Source organism: Soonwooa buanensis (genome assembly GCF_900167905.1).
Taxonomy (GTDB): Bacteria; Bacteroidota; Bacteroidia; order Flavobacteriales; family Weeksellaceae; genus Soonwooa; species Soonwooa buanensis.
Genome location: NZ_FUYZ01000003.1, coordinates 170,883 through 194,763 on the forward strand (window position 1 = coordinate 170,883; position 23,881 = coordinate 194,763).

General features: G+C 33.6%; 17 protein-coding genes. 8 read left to right on the forward strand and 9 right to left on the reverse strand.

The features are described 5' to 3' along the window. Positions 1-25 precede the first annotated feature (25 nt). Positions 26-1,024: a CgeB family protein gene (locus B5X62_RS06110; protein ID WP_079666524.1), complete on the forward strand. Its 999-nt coding sequence runs from the start codon at positions 26-28 to the stop codon at positions 1,022-1,024. A 7-nt stretch (positions 1,025-1,031) separates the two neighbouring features. Here the strand turns inward: B5X62_RS06110 and B5X62_RS06115 are convergent, their stop codons facing one another. From B5X62_RS06115 to B5X62_RS06155, 9 genes are read right to left on the reverse strand one after another with little or no spacing between them, the layout of a single operon-like run. Beyond that, the gene (locus tag B5X62_RS06115) at positions 1,032-1,868 is read right to left on the reverse strand and encodes a glycosyltransferase family 2 protein (RefSeq protein WP_079666525.1); all 837 of its coding nucleotides are present in this window, start codon (positions 1,866-1,868) and stop codon (positions 1,032-1,034) included. Continuing rightward, a complete protein-coding gene (locus B5X62_RS06120) occupies positions 1,858-2,748 on the reverse strand; it encodes a glycosyltransferase family 2 protein (protein WP_079666526.1) in 891 nt (296 codons plus the stop codon). The genes B5X62_RS06115 and B5X62_RS06120 overlap by 11 nt, the downstream gene beginning before the upstream one ends. Before the next feature lie 2 nt (positions 2,749-2,750). Next, positions 2,751-3,992, reverse strand: a complete 1,242-nt coding sequence (locus B5X62_RS06125; protein WP_079666527.1) for a hypothetical protein — start codon at positions 3,990-3,992, stop codon at positions 2,751-2,753. 17 nt (positions 3,993-4,009) lie between these two features. After that, on the reverse strand, positions 4,010-5,296 hold the full coding sequence (locus tag B5X62_RS06130; protein ID WP_079666528.1) for an ABC transporter ATP-binding protein: 1,287 nt from the start codon (positions 5,294-5,296) through the stop codon (positions 4,010-4,012). Positions 5,297-5,317: 21 nt separating this feature from the next. After that, positions 5,318-6,178 (reverse strand): ABC transporter permease, encoded by an 861-nt coding sequence (locus tag B5X62_RS06135; RefSeq protein ID WP_079666529.1) that lies wholly within the window; start codon positions 6,176-6,178, stop codon positions 5,318-5,320. Next, complete coding sequence (gene rfbA, locus B5X62_RS06140; RefSeq protein ID WP_079666530.1) at positions 6,179-7,039, reverse strand: glucose-1-phosphate thymidylyltransferase RfbA; 861 nt, start codon at positions 7,037-7,039, stop codon at positions 6,179-6,181. It abuts the gene before it with no gap. Beyond that, on the reverse strand, positions 7,036-7,485 hold the full coding sequence (locus B5X62_RS06145; protein WP_079666531.1) for a DUF2059 domain-containing protein: 450 nt from the start codon (positions 7,483-7,485) through the stop codon (positions 7,036-7,038). Before B5X62_RS06145 ends, rfbA begins: the two co-directional genes overlap by 4 nt. 4 nt (positions 7,486-7,489) lie before the next feature. Further along, positions 7,490-8,569 (reverse strand): dTDP-glucose 4,6-dehydratase, encoded by a 1,080-nt coding sequence (rfbB, locus tag B5X62_RS06150; RefSeq protein ID WP_079666532.1) that lies wholly within the window; start codon positions 8,567-8,569, stop codon positions 7,490-7,492. Positions 8,570-8,577: 8 nt separating this feature from the next. After that, positions 8,578-9,888, reverse strand: a complete 1,311-nt coding sequence (locus B5X62_RS06155; protein ID WP_079666533.1) for a UDP-glucose dehydrogenase family protein — start codon at positions 9,886-9,888, stop codon at positions 8,578-8,580. A 274-nt stretch (positions 9,889-10,162) separates the two neighbouring features. Here B5X62_RS06155 and rimP point away from each other — a divergent pair, with 274 nt between their 5' ends. The 7 genes from rimP (at position 10,163) to B5X62_RS06190 (ending at position 23,878) form a co-directional block, all read left to right on the forward strand. Beyond that, positions 10,163-10,630, forward strand: coding sequence for a ribosome assembly cofactor RimP (rimP, locus tag B5X62_RS06160; RefSeq protein ID WP_079666534.1), 468 nt, complete (start codon positions 10,163-10,165; stop codon positions 10,628-10,630). Between the two features lie 17 nt (positions 10,631-10,647). Then, positions 10,648-11,883 (forward strand): transcription termination factor NusA, encoded by a 1,236-nt coding sequence (gene nusA, locus B5X62_RS06165; RefSeq protein WP_079666535.1) that lies wholly within the window; start codon positions 10,648-10,650, stop codon positions 11,881-11,883. 77 nt (positions 11,884-11,960) lie between these two features. Then, entirely contained in the window at positions 11,961-14,894 is a 2,934-nt protein-coding gene (gene infB / locus B5X62_RS06170) for a translation initiation factor IF-2 (protein WP_079666536.1), read from the forward strand. 223 nt (positions 14,895-15,117) lie between these two features. Next, positions 15,118-17,976: a SusC/RagA family TonB-linked outer membrane protein gene (locus tag B5X62_RS06175; RefSeq protein WP_079666537.1), complete on the forward strand. Its 2,859-nt coding sequence runs from the start codon at positions 15,118-15,120 to the stop codon at positions 17,974-17,976. 53 nt (positions 17,977-18,029) lie between these two features. After that, a complete protein-coding gene (locus B5X62_RS06180; RefSeq protein ID WP_159447633.1) occupies positions 18,030-19,439 on the forward strand; it encodes a RagB/SusD family nutrient uptake outer membrane protein in 1,410 nt (469 codons plus the stop codon). 118 nt (positions 19,440-19,557) lie between these two features. Next, positions 19,558-20,895: a T9SS type A sorting domain-containing protein gene (locus B5X62_RS06185; RefSeq protein WP_144038312.1), complete on the forward strand. Its 1,338-nt coding sequence runs from the start codon at positions 19,558-19,560 to the stop codon at positions 20,893-20,895. Positions 20,896-21,031: 136 nt separating this feature from the next. Then, positions 21,032-23,878 carry a SusC/RagA family TonB-linked outer membrane protein gene (locus B5X62_RS06190; RefSeq protein ID WP_079666540.1) on the forward strand — a complete coding sequence of 949 codons (2,847 nt, stop codon included), beginning with the start codon at positions 21,032-21,034 and terminating at the stop codon, positions 23,876-23,878. Positions 23,879-23,881 lie beyond the last annotated feature (3 nt).

The following is a 23,881-nucleotide window of genomic DNA, read 5'->3' on the forward strand; positions in this document are numbered from 1 at the left end:
TTGCTTTATAATAATAGATAACTCAATGGATAAAAATATACTAATTGTATTGCAAACTCATAATAATATTGTGAAAAATTTTAAATATAATTTAGAAAAAAATTCTTTTGCTCCTTATTTTTATCCTAGTTCTCAACTTCCAAAATATCAACCTAATATAGTTGATAAAATAATAAATTTTGCTTTAAAAAAAATTTACCCCAATTTTAGTTTTTTCGACTATCGAAAACAAAAAAGAGAGCAAAAGTACAATTTTCAACAAAAAAACAATCTAGAAAATTATTCGGAAAATTTTTTTGATTACTGTATTGTTTTTCGAGCAGATAGTCTTGAGGATCAATTGCTTTCGAAACTTCGAAGTAAATCAAAAAAACTAATAGGTTATCAATGGGATGGGATGAATCGATATCCTAATGTTTTTTCAAAACTTAGTTTTTTTGATCGTTTTTTTTGTTTTGATCCTAATGATAGCAATGAGCAAATTGACTTTATCACAAATTTTTACTTTGATAAATTACCGAGTGCATTATCGTCCGAAATATTATGGGACATAACCTACATTGGACATTATACAGACGAAAGATTTGATCTACTTGAAAAAATCGCTAAAAGCTTACCGCATCTAAAACTTAATTTTAAACTCAATACTGCAAATTATAAGAATATTCTTAAAATTAAAGCCTCCAAATATGTTAAATATCTCGATGATGTCTATGACTATTCAACTCTATTAGAAATTCATAATCAGTCAAAAGCTATTCTAGATATAAAGGCTGATGAGCATTCTGGTTTGTCTTTTCGTATTTTCGAAGCAATGCAATTTGATAAAAAATTAATAACAACTAATTCTGAAATAATAAATTATGATCTGTATAATGAGAGTAATATATTGATTTTAAATACTCATAATTGCAATGAGATTGAGAGGTTTATTAACAGCCCATATCAAAGTATATTACCTGCAATAAAAGAGAAATATTCTTTCACTAATTGGTTGAATAATATTATATCTTTCGAAAAATAATATAACACTAAGTAGACTTGCTAAATGCTTGGATTACACGAAACAAAACTTTGGTGATAATATTTTTCTTTAGTTTTGAGTTAATTTCATCATGGTTCTTTAGTTTTTGATTTATTATTTTAAAATTTATAATTGCATTTTTACTAAATTGTAAATATTTGTCAAGATGCTTTGTATAAATGTAATTGTACGATTTGTCCTTTTTAGTAACATCTTTATTAATAAGTATATCTCTTGACTCTAGTTTTCTTCTATAATAAAACCCTAGATAATCTAACTTTATTACTTTAGAATTTTCATTTAAGATTGATATCCAAAACTCCCAATCTTCATATCCATATATTAGTTTAGGATCATATCCACTAGCTTTTTGCCAACTCGTCTTTCTAAAAAATGCTGAGCAAAAAATCATATTTGATTGTAGTAAATTGAAGTAATTATAGTTTTCTAAGTTCCACACTCCAGTTACCTCTCCAAAAAATTCGGAATTAGAATAGATCAAATCTATATCTTTAGTAAAAAATGTTTGTGCTTTACTCAAATATTCTATATTAATTTTATCATCACCATCCAAGGGAAGTATCCATTCTCCTTTACACTTACTAATACCATAGTTCCGCGCAGAAGCAACACCTCCATTTTCTTTTGAAATATATTTAAAGCGATTATCTTTTACTATCCATTTTAATGCAATTTCTTCCGTATCATCTTTTGAGCCATCATTAACAATAATACACTCCCAATTTTGATAAGTTTGATCTAAGACTGATTGTAAGCATTCGTCTAAATATTGGCTTTGATTATAACAAGGAACGATAATTGATATCAATTGATTAGGAGTCATTTTTTGCTGGTTTATATAGACCTGTATACCTCAAAAAGCTTTCCATTTTTAAAGCTAATTTTATTGCTGTTTTTCGTTTGTTAATTGGTATGAAAGATACAAATTTATTAAAATTAAGAATCGGAACTTTATTATATAATAAGAACTTGTTAAGTCCGTAGAGATACTGTTTATTCGCTTTGTTTTGAAAGGATGTTGATTGCGGATTATAATGATTTTGATGTAAAACTATGACATCATCTAAAAACTTTATTTTAACAATTTTTTTCACTCGTTGGATTAGCTCGTCATCGTCATAGGCTATTCCTAGTGCAAATCTCTCGTCAAAACCTCCTAATTTATTTATGTTTTTCTTTGTGATTGCTGTGCAAAAGTGATAAGCATGAGGACGGAGTTTTGAATGGTTATACCATCCAGCATCTCCATCTGTGGTAGGAGCATTGTTATGTTGAATAATTAGATTTTTAAAATATTCAGAATTAAATACTTCTCCAAAATTATCGGTTGTGTATTTATCTAACGAAAAACAAGCGAAACTTAAATAGTCTTTATCTGTTAATTCTTCTTCTGTTTTTAGAAGAATATCTCCATAATGGTAACATTCTGGATTTTGTAAAATTATTTTATCTCCTTTGGCGGCTCTAATACCAATGTTAAATGGAATACAAGAATTATTATACCATTTTTTAGTAGGATCCAGATAGATTATTTTTAGGAAGGGAAAGTCTTTTTTTAAGTCTTCTAATCTCTCCTCATTTCTACTACCATCATCTACAGCTATAACCTCAAAGTCACCATCGTATTTTGTTTTTGCGATACTTTCAAGAGTTCTTAAAAATAATTCTCGCCGATTATAATAGGCTGTTACTATGGAAATCATATCTAAAAAGAATTTCTAATCATTAATATTACTAAAGATATCTTATTGATTATTAAAAAAGCACTTGTTGTTTTTACGTATTGCAATAAATTCCAAGAATATGCTGGAATTCCTAAAATAAATAATAACAAATAATTATTATTAGAAAAAATAAATTTGTCACAAATAAACTTAATCTTTCCCATACTTATTTTATGTTTATCTACAATGTACTCAACTATTTGAATGTCGCTATTAAAAACTAATATCATAGTAGAAGCTGTCCATAAAAAAAACCAACGTGCATAATCCCAGCCCAATAGAAACAAAGGCAAAACAGCTAAAAACTGAACGATAGAATAAACCATAATAGCCTGTCTCTTTCTTTCTGATTTATTATTCCTTAACGGAATACTATACAACAATAAAAATACTACCAAAATGGTTATTAATATCACTAAAGGTGCATATATTCCATTGTCAAAATTCAATAAAGTCTTAAAAGTATATCTTAATCCTGTCATCAAATCCCATCCTATAGCATCTACAGCATCAATGCTTTCATCTACTCTCGTATCATATGGAAAATACACTCCATTCCAAGAGTTCTTAATTTTACTTACAATTAATTCGTTTCCTTTATTAAGGGTATTAAAGAGAAGTAAAAATATAGCTAACGATAGATTTATTCCAGAATCAAATAATAGTGCCCTATTTTTTAATTTGATTAATGAAGTTGTTTTCACAAACAAGTAAGGAATTAATAAAAAAATTATTGACTCATGTATCAATGCTCCTATAATTATTAATAAATATTTAAATAGTTGAAGTATTACATTTCTTTTTTTATCTAAGAATACTATTAAAATAAAGACATTAAGTATAATAATATCTTTTCTTACCCAAAAATCATTGACAATGACATTAGAAAAAAATAAAATTGAAGCTAAATATATAATTGGAAAATTATTCTTTTGGAAGTTTAGAAAAAAATAAATAATTAAAAAAAACAATGATAAAAAACAAATACAAATTATTAAATAATAAGGGACTACACCTAAATAATTAAATAACCATAATAATAATTGCCCTAGTAATCCTCTTCTAACATACCCTCCTTCGTAATTAATTAAAAACTCTGAAATATTCCAAGTTTTTTTTTCGTAACCGAATAATAAATTTCTTATTAACTGACCAAATAAGATAACAACTAATAAAAATGTGAAATAGTTAGATACTTTAATATCTTTTAAATTCTTAATCATTTTCAATTACAATATACTTACCTGTTACTATCCACAACCAGCCAATTACTATCCAGGGCAACCTTTCCAGGATGTTTAACATTGAATTTTTGTAAAAAAGTATTTTCATTTTCTTCAATTTCAAAGTTAATCATGTACTTCGGATTATAATCTACAACTCCTTCTGTTAAAGAGAAAATTGCAAATTGAGCCATATAATTTCCCGCTGTTAATAATTTAATTGGACAAGAGCAAGTTATTTTCATTTTCCCTTTCAGATCACTATTATACCTAGGACTTGTATAGTCAGATGTCCAATAGATTAGTTCTTCATTACTATCTTTTATATCAATGGTTATATAGGCATTAGGTATATTTTCTCTTACATCAATTTCAAAAGTAAATAATAGTTGATCTTCAATAAAAATTATAGTCGAATCAGTGTAAGGTTTCTTTAACTCGACACTTAATATTTGCATTGGTGAGTTATTAATCGGATAATCAATTCTGAAATTTTTATCAGCAGCATTAAATTCTAGATCATATCTGTCCAAAACTTTATCAGTTTTATCATCCATTATAAGACCTCCATTCTTCAGCAATATGCCTCTGTCGCATAATTTTCGGACAGCTAGCATATTATGACTCACAAAAAGGATTGTGCGACCTTCACCTTTTGTGACATCGCCCATTTTTCCAAGACATTTCTTTTGAAATTCTGCATCACCAACGGCAAGTACTTCATCTACAATTAAAATTTCAGATTCTAGATGTGCTGCAACGGCAAAGGCTAAACGTACATACATCCCTGATGAATAACGTTTGACAGGGGTGTCAATATAACGTTCAACGCCTGCGAAAGCTACTATTTCATCAAATTTTCTTGCAATTTCTTTTCTCGTCATCCCAAGAATCGCACCATTTAGATAGATGTTTTCACGACCTGTCATCTCTGGATGGAAGCCAGTACCGACTTCAAGCAGTGACGCGATACGTCCTTTGTATTTTATTGACCCGGTTGTTGGTTTTGTAACACGAGAAAGGAGTTTTAATAATGTTGACTTACCAGCTCCATTTCGTCCAATTATCCCTACTGCTTGTCCTTGCTCTACTTGGAAATTGATATCTTTAAGCGCCCAGACGTAATCGGAGTCCCCTTTTGATGTTCTGTCGTTTGTTTCTCCGATTTTAAGATAAGGATCTTCTTTTCCTAGTAGATTGGCCCACCAACGTTTTACATCATGTTGTAATGTTCCTGTACCAACCTCTCCAAGACGATATTGTTTTGAAACATTTTCAATGTCAAGAATTATATTTTTATTCATTTAATCATCATTTTGTTTGGATTAAACTGTATCCATAAAGGATTTTTCTACTTTGTTAAAAATAATTGTCCCTACAAGAAGAATTATAAAAATTACAATAGTAGAATATAGCAACATATTTAAGTTGAAATCCCCAACTCCTAAAAATGCATATTTGAAACATTCGAAAATTCCCGTTAAAGGGTTAATGTCAGCAATCCATCTATATTTTTCGGGCATTGAAGAAACAGGATATACTACTGGTGTTACATACATATATAAAGAGACCCCAAAGCTAAGCAACATTGATAAATCTTTATACTTGGTTGTCATTGAGGAAAATATCATCCCCATCCCCATTGCAAATGCTGCCATTAGGACGATTAGAAAAGGTGTTGCCAATATCCAAATATTAGGATGTATGTTGCCTTCAAAAAAATAATAGTATGCTGTCACACATATAAATAACAAAAACTGTACGCCAAATTGCATAAGGTTAGAGCTTACAATTGCTAATGGCATAACAAGCCTAGGAAAATATACTTTTCCAAATATTGATGCGTTTCCACGGAAAACATTAGAAGTGTTGTTAAGACAAGATGAAAAATAATTCCATAACGTTACCCCCGCAAGATAAAAGGCTAGTTTCGGCGCTCCATCAGTAGATAGATTTGCAATATTTCCGAAAACAATAACATACATTACTGTTGTGAAAATTGGATTAATAAAAAACCATAAAGGGCCTAAAATAGTTTGTTTAAAAGATGTAACAAAGTCACGCTTTACGAGCATATAGACTAAGTCACGATAATTCCAAACTTCTTTCAAGTTTAATGAAAAAAGAGAATGCCCAGACTCAATGACTTGAGTCCATTTTTTATTTTCATCAGATGTGTTGTTCATTTATTTAATTAGTTTTTTTAGATAAGTTCCGTATCCGCTTTTACCATATTTTTCTGCTGATTTTAGAAGTTGCTCTTCATTGATAAAACCTTTGCGGTAAGCGATTTCTTCAATACAAGAAATTTTAAAACCTTGTCTTTTTTCAAGAACTCGAACAAATTCTGAAGCTTCGTGAAGTGAGTCAAAAGTCCCAGTGTCTAGCCATGCTGTTCCACGACTCATCACACCAACTTCTAATTCGCCATTTTCAAGATAAATTTTATTGATATCTGTAATCTCTAATTCGCCACGAGGAGATGGTTTCAAATTTTTTGCATATTCGACAACCGAGTTATCATAAAAATACAATCCAGGAACTGCAAAGTTTGATTTTGGTTCAGTTGGTTTTTCTTCAATAGAAAGAGCATTGTAATTTTCATCAAATTCTACCACACCATAACGCTCTGGATCAGAAACTTGATAGGCGAAAACACAACCTCCTTTAACGCTAGTTTTACTTTCTAGGAGTTGAGGTAAGCCAGTGCCATAAAAAATGTTGTCACCTAAAACTAAAGCAACAGAATCGTCTCCAATAAACTCCTCGCCAAGGATAAATGCTTGCGCTAGCCCATCTGGCGATGGCTGAACTTTATATTCAAAACGACAACCAATTTGAGATCCATCACCTAAAAGTCGTTGGAAAGCCTCTTGATCATGTGGTGTTGTGATAATTAAAATTTCTTTAATCCCAGCAAGCAATAATGTCGAAATGGGAAAATAGATCATCGGCTTATCATAAACGGGCATCAACTGCTTGCTTACGGCAATTGTTAACGGATATAATCTTGTGCCGGAACCTCCAGCTAAAATAATTCCTTTCATTTTGTTTTTAGAGTTTCAATTTCGTAATTGATTTTGTTTTTCAAGTTTAGATCAATGAGTGAGTCTATTAAAAACATTGTATTATGTTGTGCAAGATCACCATTTAAGCTTTTATAAAAAGTAACTAACTTTTTTAAATTTTCTTCAGAAATGAAGGAAAAAGAATTATAGATTGAAAATTTATAATTGTTAAAATCAAATTCTTTTATAATCTTATCAACCTGTGTTTGGCTAAGTATTTCTTTTGGAGGTGTAACATTATAATCTGTTCTTATTGACTCTAAATAGTTGGCAATGTATAACTTTAAAGCGTTTTCGTAGTTAGAAACAACGATGTACTCATCTATTATTTTTTTCTTAGTTGTATTAGCTAAGGTTTTCGGAGTAGCTTGTGAAAAACAAAATGCGCTAACTATAAAGCAACAAAAAAGAGCAGATTTTTTCATGATATTAATTATATTGCTTGTCGTAATATTTTTGATAATTTCCTGAAGTTACATTCTCTAACCATTCTTTGTTGGATAAAAACCAATCGATTGTTTTAGAAAGTCCTTCTTCAAAAGTTACAGAAGGTTTCCATCCAAGATCTTTGTTAAGCTTTGTTGCATCAATTGCATAACGCTTGTCATGACCAGGTCTATCTTTAACGAAAGTAATTAACTTCTCTGAGTAACCTGCTTCTTTTCCCGTTTTTTCATCAACTTGTTTAATTAATTCCTTAACCAAATCGATGTTTTGCCATTCGTTCCAACCACCAATATTGTAAGTTTCTCCAGTTTTAGCTTCGTGGAAAATTTGGAAAATAGCTTTTGCATGGTCAATTACATACAACCAGTCTCTTGTATATTTTCCGTCGCCATAGATTGGAAGCGGTTTTTCATTTAAAATATTGAAAAGACAAAGCGGAATCAATTTTTCAGGAAAGTGGTTTGGACCATAATTATTAGAACAATTAGAAACTATAAATGGCATCCCGTAAGTGTTTCCGTAAGCTCTTACCAAATGGTCAGACGCAGCTTTGCTCGCTGAGTAAGGTGATTTTGGATCATAAGAAGTTTCTTCTGTGAAGAAGCCTGTTTCTCCTAATGCACCATACACTTCGTCTGTTGAAACATGATAAAACAAATTAGTTCTTGGTCCATCAGGAAAGTTGCCATGTTGATGATCAGGATTAAGTGTCCAAAACTCTTTAGCTAAATTCAATAAGTTAGCTGTACCATTAACATTAGTATTGATAAATGCATTAGGATCTGTAATACTTCTATCAACATGAGATTCTGCAGCTAGATGTATAACAGCATCAGGATTATGTTTTTCAAAAACTTTTCTTAATTCCTCTGGCTTTGTAATGTCCGCTTTTTCGAAAATGTAATTTGGTTCATTTTCGATATCTTTTAGGTTTTCTAGATTGCCTGCATAAGTCAAGGCGTCTAGATTTATAATGTTGGTATTTGGTAAGTTTTTAACAAACTCTCTAACAACGTGAGAACCGATAAAACCAGCGCCACCAGTAATGATGATGTTTTTCATTCTAAAAATTAGTTATTAATTGTTTTACGACCTATAGACTTATAGAAGAAGCCATGCTGTTCAGGAACTTCTAACGGGAACATATTACGTCCATCAAAAATAATTTTATTTTTCATTTTTGATGCCATTAAGTCAAAATTAGGGTTTTTAAACTCCGGCCATTCGGTTGCGATTAATAAGCAGTCCGCCTCTTCTAGCGCAGCATACATATCTTCTGCATATTCGATTTGGTCACCAATAACATTGCGAACATTAGCTTCAGCAATTTTGTCGTAAGCTGTTACTTTTGCTCCTTTTTCTAACAATAATTTAATGTTGTCAAGCGATGAAGCTTCACGAATATCATCCGTATTCGCTTTAAAAGCTAAGCCCCAAAGTGCAATTTTTTTACCTTTTAAATCATTGAAATACTTTTCAATATCTTTTGTTAAGATTACTTTTTGCGCATTGTTAACTGCTTCTGTTGATTCCAAAATTTGGAATTTGAAATTTTCATCTTGTCCAGATTTAATCAAAGCTTTAACATCTTTCGGAAAGCAAGATCCACCATATCCGATACCAGGGAATAAAAATCTATGTCCAATACGATCATCACTTCCCATACCCAATCTTACTTTGTCAACATCAGCACCAACCAATTCGCAATAGTTTGCGATTTCGTTCATGAAGGTGATTTTAACAGCAAGGAAGGAGTTGGCAGCATATTTTGTTAATTCCGAAGATTTTTCGTCCATGAAAATAATTGGGACGCCCGTATTGGTGAATGGCTGATAGATTTGAGCCATAATGTTTTTTGCTTTGTCAGAGCTACAACCAACAACAACTCTTGCCGGATTCATAGAATCTTCTACAGCAAAACCTTCTCTCAAGAATTCGGGATTCGATACAACATCAAAAGGTAAATCAGTTTTAGAAGTAATAACAGCAGTTACTTTGTCAGCAGTGCCAACCGGAACAGTCGATTTATTAACAACAACTTTATATTCAGTCATCATTTCGCCAATGTCATTCGCAACTTTCAGTACGTAAGATAAATCTGCAGAACCATCTTCACCTGGAGGCGTTGGTAATGCAAGATAAATAACTTCGCTTTTGTCTAAAGCTTCTTTTAAATTGGTTGTAAAATGTAATCTGTTAGCATGGATGTTTCGAAGGAACATTTCTTCAAGATTAGGCTCGTAGATTGGTACGATGCCTTTCTTCATGCCTTCAACTTTTTTTTCATCTATGTCCACACAATATACAGAATTGCCTAATTCTGCTAGTGTTGTACCAGTTACGAGACCTACATAACCAGTTCCTACAATAGTAATATTCAAGATTTGAGTTTTTAAATTTTATACAAAGATAAATTATTTTAACATATTATAGTATAATGTAGATTTTGCTTTTTATTAATGTTGGAAGAAATGATGCTTTTTTTTATAAATAATATTAAATTTAAATTTCCAAAATGGAGAGCGTAAAGTCTTAAAATTCAATATAATTTGGATTTTTTGAAAAAAGTAGCTATATTTGCAAAAGATTTACGGAACAGAATGAAAAGGCCTTCGAGAGAATGCCTTTTTTCGTAAACGTAATTCAGGGAAAAGTATGAGTTTTAAAGAGCAAGTTGAAGCTTTGTTGGCTTCTTTTTTAGAAGAAAGAAAAGATTTGTTTTTGGTTGATCTTAAGATTTCTGCAGATGACCAGATTACAGTGACTTTGGATGGGGATAATGGCGTAACTTTACAAGATTGTCTAGATGCAAGTCGTGCTATAGAGTTTAATATGGATCGAGAAGAACATGATTTTGCGTTGCAGGTTATGTCTTATGGTTTGTCAGAGCCTTTAGCTCTTAATCGTCAATATCAAAAAAATATTGGCAGAGAACTAGATGTTGTTTTGACTTCTGGTGAAAAGATTGAAGGCGAGTTGGTGTCTGTGGATGAAGAGTCGATCACTCTTTTGTTGAGATATCGTCGTCCAAAACTTATCGGAAAAGGTAAGGAAGATGTCGAAGAAGAAAAAGTAATACGTCTTGATGAAATCAAAAAGGCGTTGGTGGTAATTAAATTTTAATAAGAAAAATATAATCAATGGATAATTTAGCTTTAATTGAAGCTTTTGGCGATTTTAAAGAAGTAAAGAATATAAGCAAAATTGACCTAATGGCGATCATTGAAGATTCTCTTAAGACGCTTTTGAGAAAAAGATATGATTCTGATGATCATTTTGATGTTATTGTTAACCCTGACAAAGGGGATTTTCAGATTTTCTTAAACAAGGTTATTGTTGAAGACGAAATGTCGGAAGATGATGATTTAGAAATCGAAATCTCTGAAGTTAGAAAAATCGACTCTACGTTTGAAGTTGGTGAAGAATATACACAAGAAATTCCAGTTGCTAAATTGGGACGTAGAAACATTCTTACACTTAAGCAAATTCTTGCAACTAAAATACAAGAGCACTTTAATGCGGCTTTGTATGAGCAATTCCGTGATAGAATTGGACAGTTGGTTGTAGGAGAAGTTCACCATATTCGTCATAAGCATGTTATTATGTTAGATGATGAGGGTAACGAATTTATCTTGCCTAAAGAAAATCAGATTCCTTCAGATTTCTTCAAAAAAGGAGATAATGTAAGAGCGATTGTAGAAAGTGTTGACTTCCGTGGATCTAAGCCTCAGATTATGATTTCGAGAACTTCACCGAAGTTTTTAGAGCAATTGCTAGAGTTGGAGATTCCTGAAATTCAAGATGGTACTATTATCCTTAAAAAGGTTGTAAGAATACCAGGGGAGAAAGCGAAAATCGCTGTAGATGCTTACGATGACAGAATTGATCCAGTTGGTGCGTGTGTGGGTGTTAAAGGATCAAGAATTCACGGTGTTGTAAGAGAGTTGAGAAATGAAAATATTGACGTTATCCAATGGTCTAAGAATCCGGAAATTTTGGTGAAAAGAGCATTAGGTAATATCATTATTAATAAGGTGGAAGTAGACGAAGAGCATAACTATGCAATGGTCTACACGCCTATTGAGGAGATTTCGAAAGTTATTGGTAAACAAGGTCAAAATATTAAGTTGGCATCTTGGTTAACAGAATACGAAATTGATGTTTATAGAGAGAAACAAGAAGACGACGATGTTGAACTAAAAGAATTTAGCGACGAAATCGAATCTTGGATTATTGAAGAGTTCAAAAAAGTTGGCCTAGAAACTGCTAGAAGTGTATTAGATAAAGATACAGAAGCATTGCTTAACTTGGTTGACTTAGAAGAAGAAACAATCGAAGAAGTTAAAAATATTCTTAGAGAAGAATTAGAAGACTAATCGAGTTGTGACAATCTCTAATAAACAGTAAAAAGAAAATACTTTAATTTTAAAAATTAAAAACAGAACATTTATAAATGCCAAAAATTAGATTAAATAAAGCAGTTAAGGAATTTAATATTTCGATGGGAAGGATGGTAGAATTTCTACAATCTAAAGGCTTCGAAGTAGAGAGTAACCCTAACGCTCAACTAGAAGAAGCGGCATATTCTGCATTAGAAGCTGAGTTCAAAAAAGATGGAGAACAACGTAAAGCTTCTCATGAGGTTGTGATTTCTAAAGTTCCAGAAGAAAAACTGGAAATCGAAGAAAAAGCGCCTGAGGTTATAAGAGCCAAAGCAAACCTAAAACCTGAAACTAAAATTTTAGGTAAGATTGATCTTGATTCTAACAAACCAGTTGTGGAAGAGCCTGCTAGCGAGGTTAAAGCTGAGCCTGTGGTAGAACAACCAAAAGCTGAAGAAGTTAAGAAGGAAGATTCTAAACAAGAATTCAAAGTCTTAGATAAGATTGATCTGTCTCAGTTAGAAAACAGAAATCGACCTGCAAAAAAGGAAAAACCAGAACCTAAAACTGAAAAGCCAGAAGCACCTAAAAAAGTGGAAACACCAAAAGTAGTTGCCGAAACGCCTAAAGTTGAAGAAAAACCGGTTGCTCCTAAAGAAGAGGTTGTAGATAACAAACCAACTGAAACAACAGAAGATAGCGAGCCTCAAAAAATTGAAACAGTTTATCAAAAACTTGATGGACCTAAAATCCTTAAGCAAACGGTTGACTTATCTCAATTTGCTCCAAAACCAAAATCTTCAAATGCTGGTGGTCCTAATGCTGCTAAGAAGAAAAGAAAACGTATAGAAAAACCTGGACAACCAGGAGCTAGCAATAACCAACAAGGCGGTAACAATAATAACAACCAAGGCGGAGGTAATAATAACCAAGGTCAAGGTGGTAACCGTTTCGGTAATAACAACAATCGCGGTGGTCAAGGTGGTAACAACCAAGGCGGAAATCGTCCTGGCGGTAATAACCAAGGTGGTAATCGTGGAGGTAACAATCGTGGAGGTAACAACCGAGGCGGCGGGCAAAGAGTTATGCCAGTTGAGTTAACGGATGAGCAAGTTAAAAATCAAATTAAAGAGACTTTAGAAAAGCTGACCAATAAAGGTGGTAAAAATAAAGGCGCTAAACACAGAAAAGATAAACGTAACTGGAGAAGAGAGCAAGACGAACTTCAACAAGAACGTGATGCTCAAGATACAACACTTAAAGTAACAGAATTTATTACTGTTAATGAGTTAGCAAGTTTAATGAATGTTAGCCCGACTGAGGTTATCTCTGCTTGTTTCTCACTAGGTGTTATGGTAACGATGAACCAACGTCTAGAAGCGGATACTTTAACATTAGTTGCTGATGAATTCGGTTATAAAATTGAATTCTCTGATGCTGACTTGGAAGAAAACTTAGATGAGGAAACGCCAGATGCAGAAGAAGATCTTATTGCTAGAGCACCAATTGTAACTGTAATGGGACACGTTGACCACGGTAAAACGTCATTATTGGATTACATCCGTAAAGCCAATGTTATTGCAGGAGAATCTGGAGGTATTACACAGCATATCGGTGCTTACAATGTTAAGCTAGAAGGTGGACAACGTATCACATTCTTAGATACACCAGGTCACGAGGCCTTTACAGCGATGAGAGCACGTGGTGCGCAGGTTACCGATATTGTAATTATCGTAATTGCAGCAGACGACGATGTGATGCCACAAACTAAAGAAGCTATTGCGCACGCACAAGCGGCTGGAGTACCAATGATTATCGCACTTAACAAAGTTGATAAACCAAATGCTAACCCAGATAACATTCGTCAACAATTATCAGGTATGAATATCTTGGTGGAAGAATGGGGTGGTAACATCCAGTCTCAAGAGATTTCGGCTAAGTTTGGTAACAACGTAGATGCGTTATTGGAGAAAGTGTTATTGCAGGCAGAAATGCTTGAATTAAAAGCTAATCCAGATCGTGCAGCTAATGGTGTTGTTATCGAAGCAGCATTAGATAAAGGTAGAGGTTATGTTTCTACGATATTAGTTCAGAATGGTACTCTTAAAGTTGGTGACTATATTCTTGCTGGTAAAAATCACGGTAAGGTTAAAGCGATGCTTGATGAAAGAGGAAAACCTATGCAAGCTGCTGGTCCGTCAATTCCTGTAACTATTTTAGGTTTAGATGGTGCGCCAACTGCAGGTGATAAATTTAGAATTTACGCTGACGAAAAAGAAGCGAAAACTATTGCTACGAAGAGAGAGCAGTTGCAAAGAGAGCAAACTTTACGTACGAAAAAACATCTTACTTTGGATGAAATCGGAAGACGTATTGCACTTGGTGAATTTAAAGAACTTAACATTATCCTTAAAGGTGACGTGGATGGTTCGGTAGAGGCATTATCTGATCAGTTACAACAATTATCAACTGAGGAAATTCAGGTTAATATCTTACACTCTGGTGTTGGTCAAATCACAGAAAGTGATATTCTACTAGCGGCGGCATCTGATGCTATTGTTATCGGATTCAACGTTAGAGCAAGTGTTAATGCTAAAGATATTGCGGATAAAGAAGAAGTTGAAATCAGAACTTATTCGATTATCTATGCTGCTATTGATGAGGTTAAAGAAGCGATGGAAGGTATGCTTTCACCAGAAATTAAAGAACAAGTTATCGGTAATGTAGAAATCCGTGAGGTGTTCAAAATTTCTAAAGTTGGTACTATTGCAGGTTGTATGGTATTAACTGGTAAAGTAACTAGAAATTCGAAAATTAGATTACTTCGTGATGGTATCGTGAAATTTGACGGAGAGCTAGAAAGCTTAAAACGTTTCAAAGACGATGTTAAAGAAGTAACTAAAGGCTACGAATGTGGTCTTAACTTAAAAGGTTATAATGATATTGAAGTTGGTGACATCTTAGAAGTCTACGAAGAAGTAGCAGTTAAGAAGAAACTGAAATAATTAATATTATGTATTGGATAATATGCCACTGAGGACTCTCAGTGGCATTTTTCTTATTTTAATAAACAACTGTTTGATTTAAGAGTAATGTATCAAAACTTTAACTTATAATCTATTATTTTTATACTTAAATGTTAAAGTTTTAAGGGATTTTTAAATTTAATTTGGTGTATTAGGAAAAAATTAACATATTTGTAAACTATAATATCAAATTAGTGTTAATATGAACGTAAAACTACGAGTTTTAAGCGCTGGGGCAATTTTCTTTATGGGAGCCTCAATGTTTGCACAAAAAAAGAAATCTGATACAACTGAAACAAAGATACAAGAAGTTGTTTTGGTGGGTGGGGTTAAGTTAGATCCAGCTGTAAAGTTAGGATCTTATAGTGTGGTATCTAAAGCCAATTTTGAATCGACACCAGTGGCTTCTGTAGATGAGGTTTTGAATGGTCGCGTTGCTGGTCTGACCTTTTCTACTAATGGAGGAGATCCTGGATCAACATCAATGATTACCATCAGAGGAGTTGGGTCTTTAATTGGTACTCCTAATCCACTTTATGTAATAGATGGTGTTATTGTTGGTAAAGGTTCAGATAGCTCCCAGGTTATGGAATCTTGGAATCCGTTAGCAAGTATTGATCCTAATACTATTGAAAAGGTTGCTGTTTTAAAAGATGCTTCTGCTACGGCATTATACGGTGCTAGAGGTGCAAATGGTGTGATTGTAATTACAACTAAAAGGGGAAAGTTTAATCAAAAAACTCGTTTTAACTTCTCTAGTGATTTGTCAGTACAGAATATTGCTTATGATAAGCAAAAGTATATGAATGCTTCCGAATATCTACAATGGGGAGGTATGATGTATGTCAATTCTGGTGTAGCAACAGATTTACAAGATGGTATTGCACAGTTTTCATACAATCAGGATTACGATGGGCATACTAATGAAAATTGGCAAAAAGCTGTACAACGAAATAATTCGACGGTAAATACTTACAACTTCTCTGCAACTGGAGGAGGGGAGAATACTTCTTTTAGAATAGGAGGATCGTATTATGAGAATGAACCTTTAGTTCTTAATTCGAAATTTAATCGTGTTAGTGTTAGTACTGCGATCGATCATAGAATTACAGATAAATTGAATATTAATTATATTGGAAACTTTACTAATGTTGAAAGAAATACTTATGATGATGGTGGAGCTTATCGAAATCCATGGTTGACAAACTGGTACATTGCACCAATTTACCCTGTTTATGATAAGAATGGTAATTATAATCAGTCCAACCTAGGTAAGGGTAATGAAAACGCAAACTTCAATCCAGTTGCGATTCAGAATATGGACTTTATGACTGGGTCAATTAAGACCTTTGTTTCCTCTTTGGGTGCAGAATGGCAAATGGCTAAAGGCTTGTATTTAAATTCTTTATACGGAGTTCAATATCAAGCTCTAGATGAGAAGAAATATTGGGATCCTAGAATTGGTGATGGGTTGAATTATGGGGGATATATCTTACAGAGTAGAACAAGTACTTTTGACTGGAACTGGAATAGTTCAATCAGCTATAGAAAAATTTTCGGTGACAAGCATGATTTTCAAGTTTATGTAGGAACTGAGTATCAAGAGCATAAATATTATGCTATGGGTACACAAGTAGATCATTTGTCAAAGCCAATTCCTTATGTTGCATTTGCAACCAATTACCTACAGCCGTGGGAGGAACGGCTAAAGTGGACTCAAATTTCATACTATTCAAGATTAAACTATACTTTCGATGGGAAGTATAATTTGGCGGGGCAGATTAGAAGAGATGGTAACTCGACTTTAGGTAATACAAAATTTGGTAATTTCTGGTCTGTAGCGGGTTCATGGAGTGTTGCAAAAGAGTCATTTATTCCAGAGTCTATTAATGAATTAACCTTGAGAGCCAACTATGGAGAGCTAGGGAATATACCATATGCTGACCAATGGGGCCCGCAATATAACGCATATGCTTTGGTTTCACCAACAGGATTATATGCTAATGATGCAGCTACCACAATCGCAACGCCAGGTAATGAGTTATTAAAATGGGAAGTATCAAAGCAATATAATGTCGGATTGGATTTTGGACTTTTAAATAATAATATCAGTGGATCGGTTGATGTATATCAACGTAAAACTACAGATGCTATTTATTCAATGGTAACGGCAGCTACTTCTGGTGGTCCAGGGTCATATTTCAAAAATATTGGAACAATATTGAATAAAGGGGTTGAAGCAACTATGACATTTAAGCCATTTAATAAAGAATTTAAGTGGATAATTGATGCAAATTTTGCATATAATAGGAATACTGTAGAAGATTTGATCGATCCTACATATATTGGACTAGATGGTGGTACAGGTAATAATATGAGAGCTGTAGCACAAGGACATTTATTAGGTGAATATTACACATATGTTTGGGCTGGTGTTGACAAAACGACAGGTGCAGGTTTGTTTTATACAGATGAAACAAGAACTGCAACTACCACTAATAGATTAGAAGCAAAAAGAGTGTGGCAAGGCAAATCACCATTTCCTAAATACACTGGTGGTATTAAGTCGGAGTTTAGATACAAAAATTGGTCATTGAGCGCATTCTTTACTGGTCAATTCGAATATTCTGTTCATAATAGATGGCAAGGTTATGTATTAAGTGATGGTTCTGCTGTTAACAACCAGACTACTGATGCATTATATGATAGCTGGACTCCTGATAATCCTAATGCATCTAATCCAAAGCAACTTCTTAATAACCCCGCAAATGCTTCGGGACCATCATCTAGATGGATGCGAGATGGAGATCACATTAGATTAAAAGAGGCAAGATTAAGTTATAGTTTCGGAAAGATGTTTAAAGAAGCTGTTGGCATTGACAATCTTACCGTTTATGTAAGAGGAGTTAATTTATGGCTTTATACATTCGATAAAAATCTAACATTTGATCCAGAATCTAACTCTAATGCCGGAGGTAGCGGTTGGGTTGGTAAAGGTTTGTATGATTATACATCACCATTAATGAAAAGTATGTCATTCGGAATATCAGTTGATTTCTAAAAAATTAAAGTACAATGAAAATTAATAAATTTATAATTAGCGCATCCGTAGCGATGTTTTTGGCAGTCTCATGTTCAGAGGATCGCCTTAATGAAAAACCTTTGGATCAATTTCCTATTGAAAATGCTATTTCAGATGAGCAGGATATGAGACAAGTACTTAATGGGGTTTATGATGAATATTCAGGAGTTAGTGGATTTGGAGCTGATATTTTAGCTTTTGGCGATTTAATTTCCGATAATGTTTTTATTTCTAGTACTAATAATGATGCATCATATAGAAATGTAGGCTTTTTGAACTGGTCCGCTGACTCAGGTGATTTTAATATGTTAAGTGTCCTTTATAGTGGAATTACATTAGCGAATGCGGTTATCAACAATACATCAGTAGAAGCTAGTGATAACGTAGATAATCTAAAAGGAGAAGCTATGATTGCAAGAGGCTTAGGCTACTATTATGCAGTTAGCTTTTATTCTGCAAATCCAACTTCAAATCTTAATCAGGATTTGGGAGTTCCTCTCAATTTGGGAGGGTATAATCCGGATTTGAAGATACCTCGTGCTTCAGTTTCGGAAGTTTATGATCAAATTATAAAAGATCTAACAAATGGTATTAGCTTAATGACCAATGAGATGCCTAAAGACAAAGGCTATCTTAGTCCAACAGCAGCTAGAATGCTTTTGTCAAGAGTTTACTTAACGCGAGGGAAAGCAGGCGATTACGAAAAAGCATTACAATATTCTAATGAAGTTATTAACTCCGCCGGTTCATCTAGTTTTGATTTTGTACAGAAGGAGAATTATGTTGATTATTTTACTAATCAAGATGTTGCTATTAGTGAGAATCAACCAGAAACAGTATGGGAAATTAACATGAATGCGATGCCTAGTGAGAATCCAGGTGTTAATTCTGCTTTAGCTGTTTTCTATGCAAATAATGGAGGAAAGCGAAGATTTTTGTTTAGAGATACTTTCTATAAAACGTTTGCTGCTAGTGATATCCGAAGTAAATTATTTCAGCCAGCAGGAGCACCAAGCGAAGGTACTAATCCAAAGGGAGTTTGGACAAAAAAGTACATCGTTAAAACGTCAAAAGGAAATTTTACACAAAATGTGAAAGTTTTACGTATGTCTGAAGCATATCTCAATAAAATGGAGGCACTTGTGAAATTGGGAAGAAACCCAGAGGCGTTAATTGTTCTTAATGATTTTGCAACTTCTAGAGGTGCGGTAGCATATACGACAGCAAACTTAGAGAATGTATTGACTGAACGAAGAAAAGAGTTTTTTGGAGAAGGTCAAAGGTACTTCGATTTGAAGAGAAACAACCTTGGTTTTTCTAATGCTACAAATTGCTATAGTATTGTTTGTAGTGTTACACCTGATAGTAGGCTGTTTGTTATTCCGATGCCACTTCGCGAAATGAATGTTAATCCTAATATGAAGCAATATCCAGGATATTAGTTATAGAACTCGAGGGGATTAGTAATTAGCAATCCCCATATTTTAACTTTTTTTTAAAATAATTATTAACAAATAATCAATATATTTGATTTTAGAACAAATTATAAATTTTAATATTATGAAAAAATTATTACTTTCTTTAGGCGCTTTAGCAATGGCTAGTATGTCTTTTGCTCAAAATAATCCAGGTTGGATTGGTATGCAAACACAAGCACCAGCTTTACATTACCCTTATGCAATGTCTGTTGTTGATGCAAATACTGTGTTGTTTGCGGATCATGCATTGACTTCTGCTACAGATTCGAAAAATTATGTTACTAAAACTACTGATGGAGGAGCTACATGGTCAAGTATTCAAATAGCAGGTATCGGAACAGGTACTGTTGGTGATTTTACTGCTGTAGATGCTAATACAGCATGGTTAATTTCATCAGGTACTGTGGCGCAAAATGGTGTGTGGAAGACGACAAATGGTGGTGCAAATTGGACTAAGCAGACGACTGCTGCTTTTAATACTAATAACACAACTGGTCAGTCTTTTGCCAATATCGTTTATTTTTGGGATGCAAACGAAGGTATTGCTGTAGGTGACCCTGTTAATGGCGTTTTCGAAATGTACAAAACCACAAATGGAGGTACGAACTGGGCAAAAGTAGCGACAGCACCTGCTGCAGCTGGTGACTTTGGTTACACGCACATTAGATTCCTAAGTGGAAATAATATTTGGATGGGTACAGACACTGGTCGTATTTTGTATTCGCCTAACAAAGGTCAAACTTGGCAAGCATTTCAAAGTCCTGCAATTGACTTTGGAGGTGTTACAACAGCTGGTAGTTTTGCAAATTTAGCTTTCACAGATGCAACTCACGGATTGCTTCAGACGAATGATAATGAAGTTGTGGGCTTGTGGAAAACGACAGATAGTGGAGCTAATTGGACGGAAATATTCCCTACTGGTAATTTTTACGGTGAAAATGTAGGAGCAGTTCCAGGTACTGGAGTATATGTAAGTTCTAGTCAAGAAGGGGCATCATATTCTGTTGATGGAGGTCAAACATGGGTAGATATGGAGTTCCCGGCAGGAGAAGCTCCTTATGGTGGTACAATTCAATTTATCAACTCGACTGTGGGTTACATGGGGGGGATGAGTCAAGCACAACTTACAGCAGGACCAGTAAGTGCAATTTACAAATTCAAGGGACAGTTCTTAGCTGTTAATGATGTTAACGCTTCTAAGGCTAAGTTGACTATTGCTAACAACCCAGTTGGGGATAAAGTTGAATTAAAATCTACTAAAGAAATTGCAACTGCTACAGTTATTGACATGGCTGGTAAGGCTATTAAGAGAGAAAATGCTGCAACTTTCAATGTGTCTAACTTAACAAAAGGTACTTATATTATCCAAGTTAAATATACAGATGGAAGTTTCGAAAATACTAAAATGATTAAGAAATAATTAGTATTTTAATAATAGAATAAGCCACCAAATAGCACATTTGGTGGCTTTTCATTTTATGTGTGAGTTGTTAAAAATTTGGTCATGTTAAATATTATTAACATATTTGCCGTGGTAAATATTAAATAGTGTTAATATGAATGTAAAATTAAAAGTATTAACTGCTGGTGTGTTGTTTTTTACAGGGCAGGCAGTTTTTGCGCAACAAAAAGCTAAAGATACAGCTTCTACAAAAGAGATTGAAGAAGTTGTAATTGTTGGTTTTGGTCAAAAGAAGACCGTTCAAGAATTGACAGGTTCTGCTAGTGTAATGTCTGCTAAATCTATAGAAGATGTGCCAGTAGCTTCTGTTGATAAAATGTTACAAGGTCGTGTAACTGGGGTACAAGCTGGTAGTTCTTCTGGGCAGCCAGGAGGTATGGCAAATGTACGTGTAAGAGGTGTATCATCTATTAACGGTGTGACGTCTCCTATTTACATCGTAGATGGTGTGAGAGTTGCTAATGGTGATTTAACAACTTCAAATACTACAGCTAACATCTTAGCTAACCTTAACCCAGATGATGTTGAGTCAATTACAGTGTTGAAAGATGCTGTTTCTACTGCGGTATATGGTGCTGATGCTGGTGCTGGGGTAATTGTTATTACTACTAAGTCTGGTAAGAAAGGAAAACCTAGATTTAATTTAGGATTTAACACTGGTTTTAATCAACAAGCTGTTAGTGGTCATAGAGGTATGACAGGTCAAGAATACAAGGAGTATGTGAGAGATGCCTATAATAATGCTAGTGGTAAAAACCTTTCTATTGAGGATATTGCTAATGGTGCTATTAATGCTACATATACTTCTGTTTTTAGATCGCCTTATAGTACAGATTGGGAAAGTATCGTTAAAAAAGATGGTTTTCAGTCTAATGCTGATTTTAGCATGAGTGGTGGTAATGATAAGTTTACTTACTATGCATCTGCTAACATGTTTGATCAAAACAGTATTATTAAGAACTCTTTCTTCAAAAGATTATCTTATACTACAAAGTTAACGTACCAAGCGACAGATAAATTCAAAATTAGTACTGATTTCCAAATTTCTCATTCAAAAACGAGAACTTTACCTGATGGAGGAGGTTTCGCTAACCCAATTTTAGCACAATATTTTAACAGACCAACAGATCCTTCTAGAAATGCTGATGGTTCTTGGTATTGGAATCCTTCAACAGGAAGATTAAGTAATAACCAATTTAATCCAGGTTATCTACTTGAGAAAAACTACAATCAGGCTGGTGCTCTTAGAGCATTCGCAAACGTTAATCTAGAATATAAAATATTACCTTACTTAACATACAGATTGGTTTTCTCTCCAGAATATGTTAACGTTGAAGAGGATACATATTGGAATCCACTACATGGTGATGGATACAACTATGGAGGTTATCAAAGAACATCGGTTAATAGATTCTTTAACTTTAACGTGCAAAATATCTTAGACTTCTCTAAGAAATTTGGTGTGCATAATGTTGGGGCTTCATTGATTCAAGAAGCATATAAGTCTGATAGAAAATTCTTAACTGCTACAGGTATTACAGTAGGTACTCCAACATTAGAGACACTACATAACTTTGTAGTACCTTACGGTTATGATGGTTCTAAAACTGTATCTTCTAGAAATGGTTATGCTGTAACGGGGCATTATGACTATGATAAAATGGTTTTAATTGATGCGTCGTATAGAAGAGATATTCTTTCTCAATTCTTACCTGGAAAAAAAGCTGGTAATTTCTGGTCTGCAGGTTTAGGAGTTGATTTAGCTAGAATCAATTTTGTAAAAGATTTGGAAGCAATTTCTATGTTTAAGTTTAGAGCTTCTTATGGTAAATTAGGTAACCAAGTTACAGCAAATCCATATGCGCTTTATGCTTACGATATCAATTATGATGATTATGCAGCTGCTCAGTATTATAATGTATTGAATCCAAACCTATCATGGGAAACTGTTAACCCATTTAACGTTGGTTTAGATATTGGATTACTAAGAGATAGAATTAAAATCTCAGCTGAATATTATAACAAGAAAACAAATGACTTAATCTATAATGTACCATTATCACCATCACAAGGTGCTATCCTTAATGATAACGGAACTTTAAGACCAGGTTTTATGGTTGACAATGTTGGTACCTTGGTTAATAAAGGTTTTGAATTCTCAGTTAATGCTGATATTTTCAGAGGAGCAAGAGATCAATTCAACTGGTCAATCGGTGCAAACCTTTCTACACTTAAAAATGAAGTTACAGAACTTTACGGTGCAACTGTAAATACAGGTACAACAACATTAAGAGTAGGAGAAGGTGTGCGTACATTCTATTTAAGAAAATGGGCTGGTGTAGACGCTGCTAATGGCGATCCATTATGGTTTGTTAATGGTGTAGATGGAGCAACAACAAATGACTATACAAAGGCACAGCAAGCTGTACAAGGTTCTTTCTTGAGCAATGTATTTGGTGGAGCTAATACAAGTATTGCATACAAAGGTTTCTCATTAGACCTACAGTTTACTTACGGATTTGGAGGGAAAATTTATGATGATTGGGCTTCCTATACATGGAGTGATGGTCAATATAGCTTAAACTACCCAGGTTATGGTGATGTAATCGGAGATTATTGGACACCTACTAACACCACTGCTTCTAATCCAAAACCAATGATTGGAGGTAATAAGAGATCAAATGCTGCATCAACAAGATTCTTGTATGATTCAGATTTTATCAGATTGTCAAATGCAAGATTTGCATATACATTCAATAATGATTTCTTGAATGGATCAGGGTTAAACTCTGTTCAAGTTTATGTTATGGCAAACAATGCGTGGACACATAGATTTGACGACAGATTGAAGTTCGACCCAGAGGTAAACGTATCAGGTTATACTAACCTAAGTTTACCGGTATTAAAATCTTTCTTATTTGGTGTTAACCTAAGTTTCTAAAAT

Excerpts from the sequence above, each read along its gene's own strand:
- B5X62_RS06110 (WP_079666524.1), top strand. The coding sequence starts at position 26 with ATGGATAAAAATATACTAATTGTATTGCAAACTCATAATAATATTGTG.
- B5X62_RS06130 (WP_079666528.1), bottom strand. The coding sequence starts at position 5,296 with ATGAATAAAAATATAATTCTTGACATTGAAAATGTTTCAAAACAATAT.
- B5X62_RS06115 (WP_079666525.1), bottom strand. The coding sequence starts at position 1,868 with ATGACTCCTAATCAATTGATATCAATTATCGTTCCTTGTTATAATCAA.
- B5X62_RS06135 (WP_079666529.1), bottom strand. The coding sequence starts at position 6,178 with ATGAACAACACATCTGATGAAAATAAAAAATGGACTCAAGTCATTGAG.
- B5X62_RS06180 (WP_159447633.1), top strand. The coding sequence starts at position 18,030 with ATGTTTTTGGCAGTCTCATGTTCAGAGGATCGCCTTAATGAAAAACCT.
- B5X62_RS06190 (WP_079666540.1), top strand. The coding sequence starts at position 21,032 with ATGAATGTAAAATTAAAAGTATTAACTGCTGGTGTGTTGTTTTTTACA.
- B5X62_RS06185 (WP_144038312.1), top strand. The coding sequence starts at position 19,558 with ATGAAAAAATTATTACTTTCTTTAGGCGCTTTAGCAATGGCTAGTATG.
- rimP (WP_079666534.1), top strand. The coding sequence starts at position 10,163 with ATGAGTTTTAAAGAGCAAGTTGAAGCTTTGTTGGCTTCTTTTTTAGAA.
- nusA (WP_079666535.1), top strand. The coding sequence starts at position 10,648 with ATGGATAATTTAGCTTTAATTGAAGCTTTTGGCGATTTTAAAGAAGTA.
- rfbB (WP_079666532.1), bottom strand. The coding sequence starts at position 8,569 with ATGAAAAACATCATCATTACTGGTGGCGCTGGTTTTATCGGTTCTCAC.
- infB (WP_079666536.1), top strand. The coding sequence starts at position 11,961 with ATGCCAAAAATTAGATTAAATAAAGCAGTTAAGGAATTTAATATTTCG.
- B5X62_RS06120 (WP_079666526.1), bottom strand. The coding sequence starts at position 2,748 with ATGATTTCCATAGTAACAGCCTATTATAATCGGCGAGAATTATTTTTA.
- B5X62_RS06145 (WP_079666531.1), bottom strand. The coding sequence starts at position 7,485 with ATGAAAAAATCTGCTCTTTTTTGTTGCTTTATAGTTAGCGCATTTTGT.
- rfbA (WP_079666530.1), bottom strand. The coding sequence starts at position 7,039 with ATGAAAGGAATTATTTTAGCTGGAGGTTCCGGCACAAGATTATATCCG.
- B5X62_RS06125 (WP_079666527.1), bottom strand. The coding sequence starts at position 3,992 with ATGATTAAGAATTTAAAAGATATTAAAGTATCTAACTATTTCACATTT.
- B5X62_RS06175 (WP_079666537.1), top strand. The coding sequence starts at position 15,118 with ATGAACGTAAAACTACGAGTTTTAAGCGCTGGGGCAATTTTCTTTATG.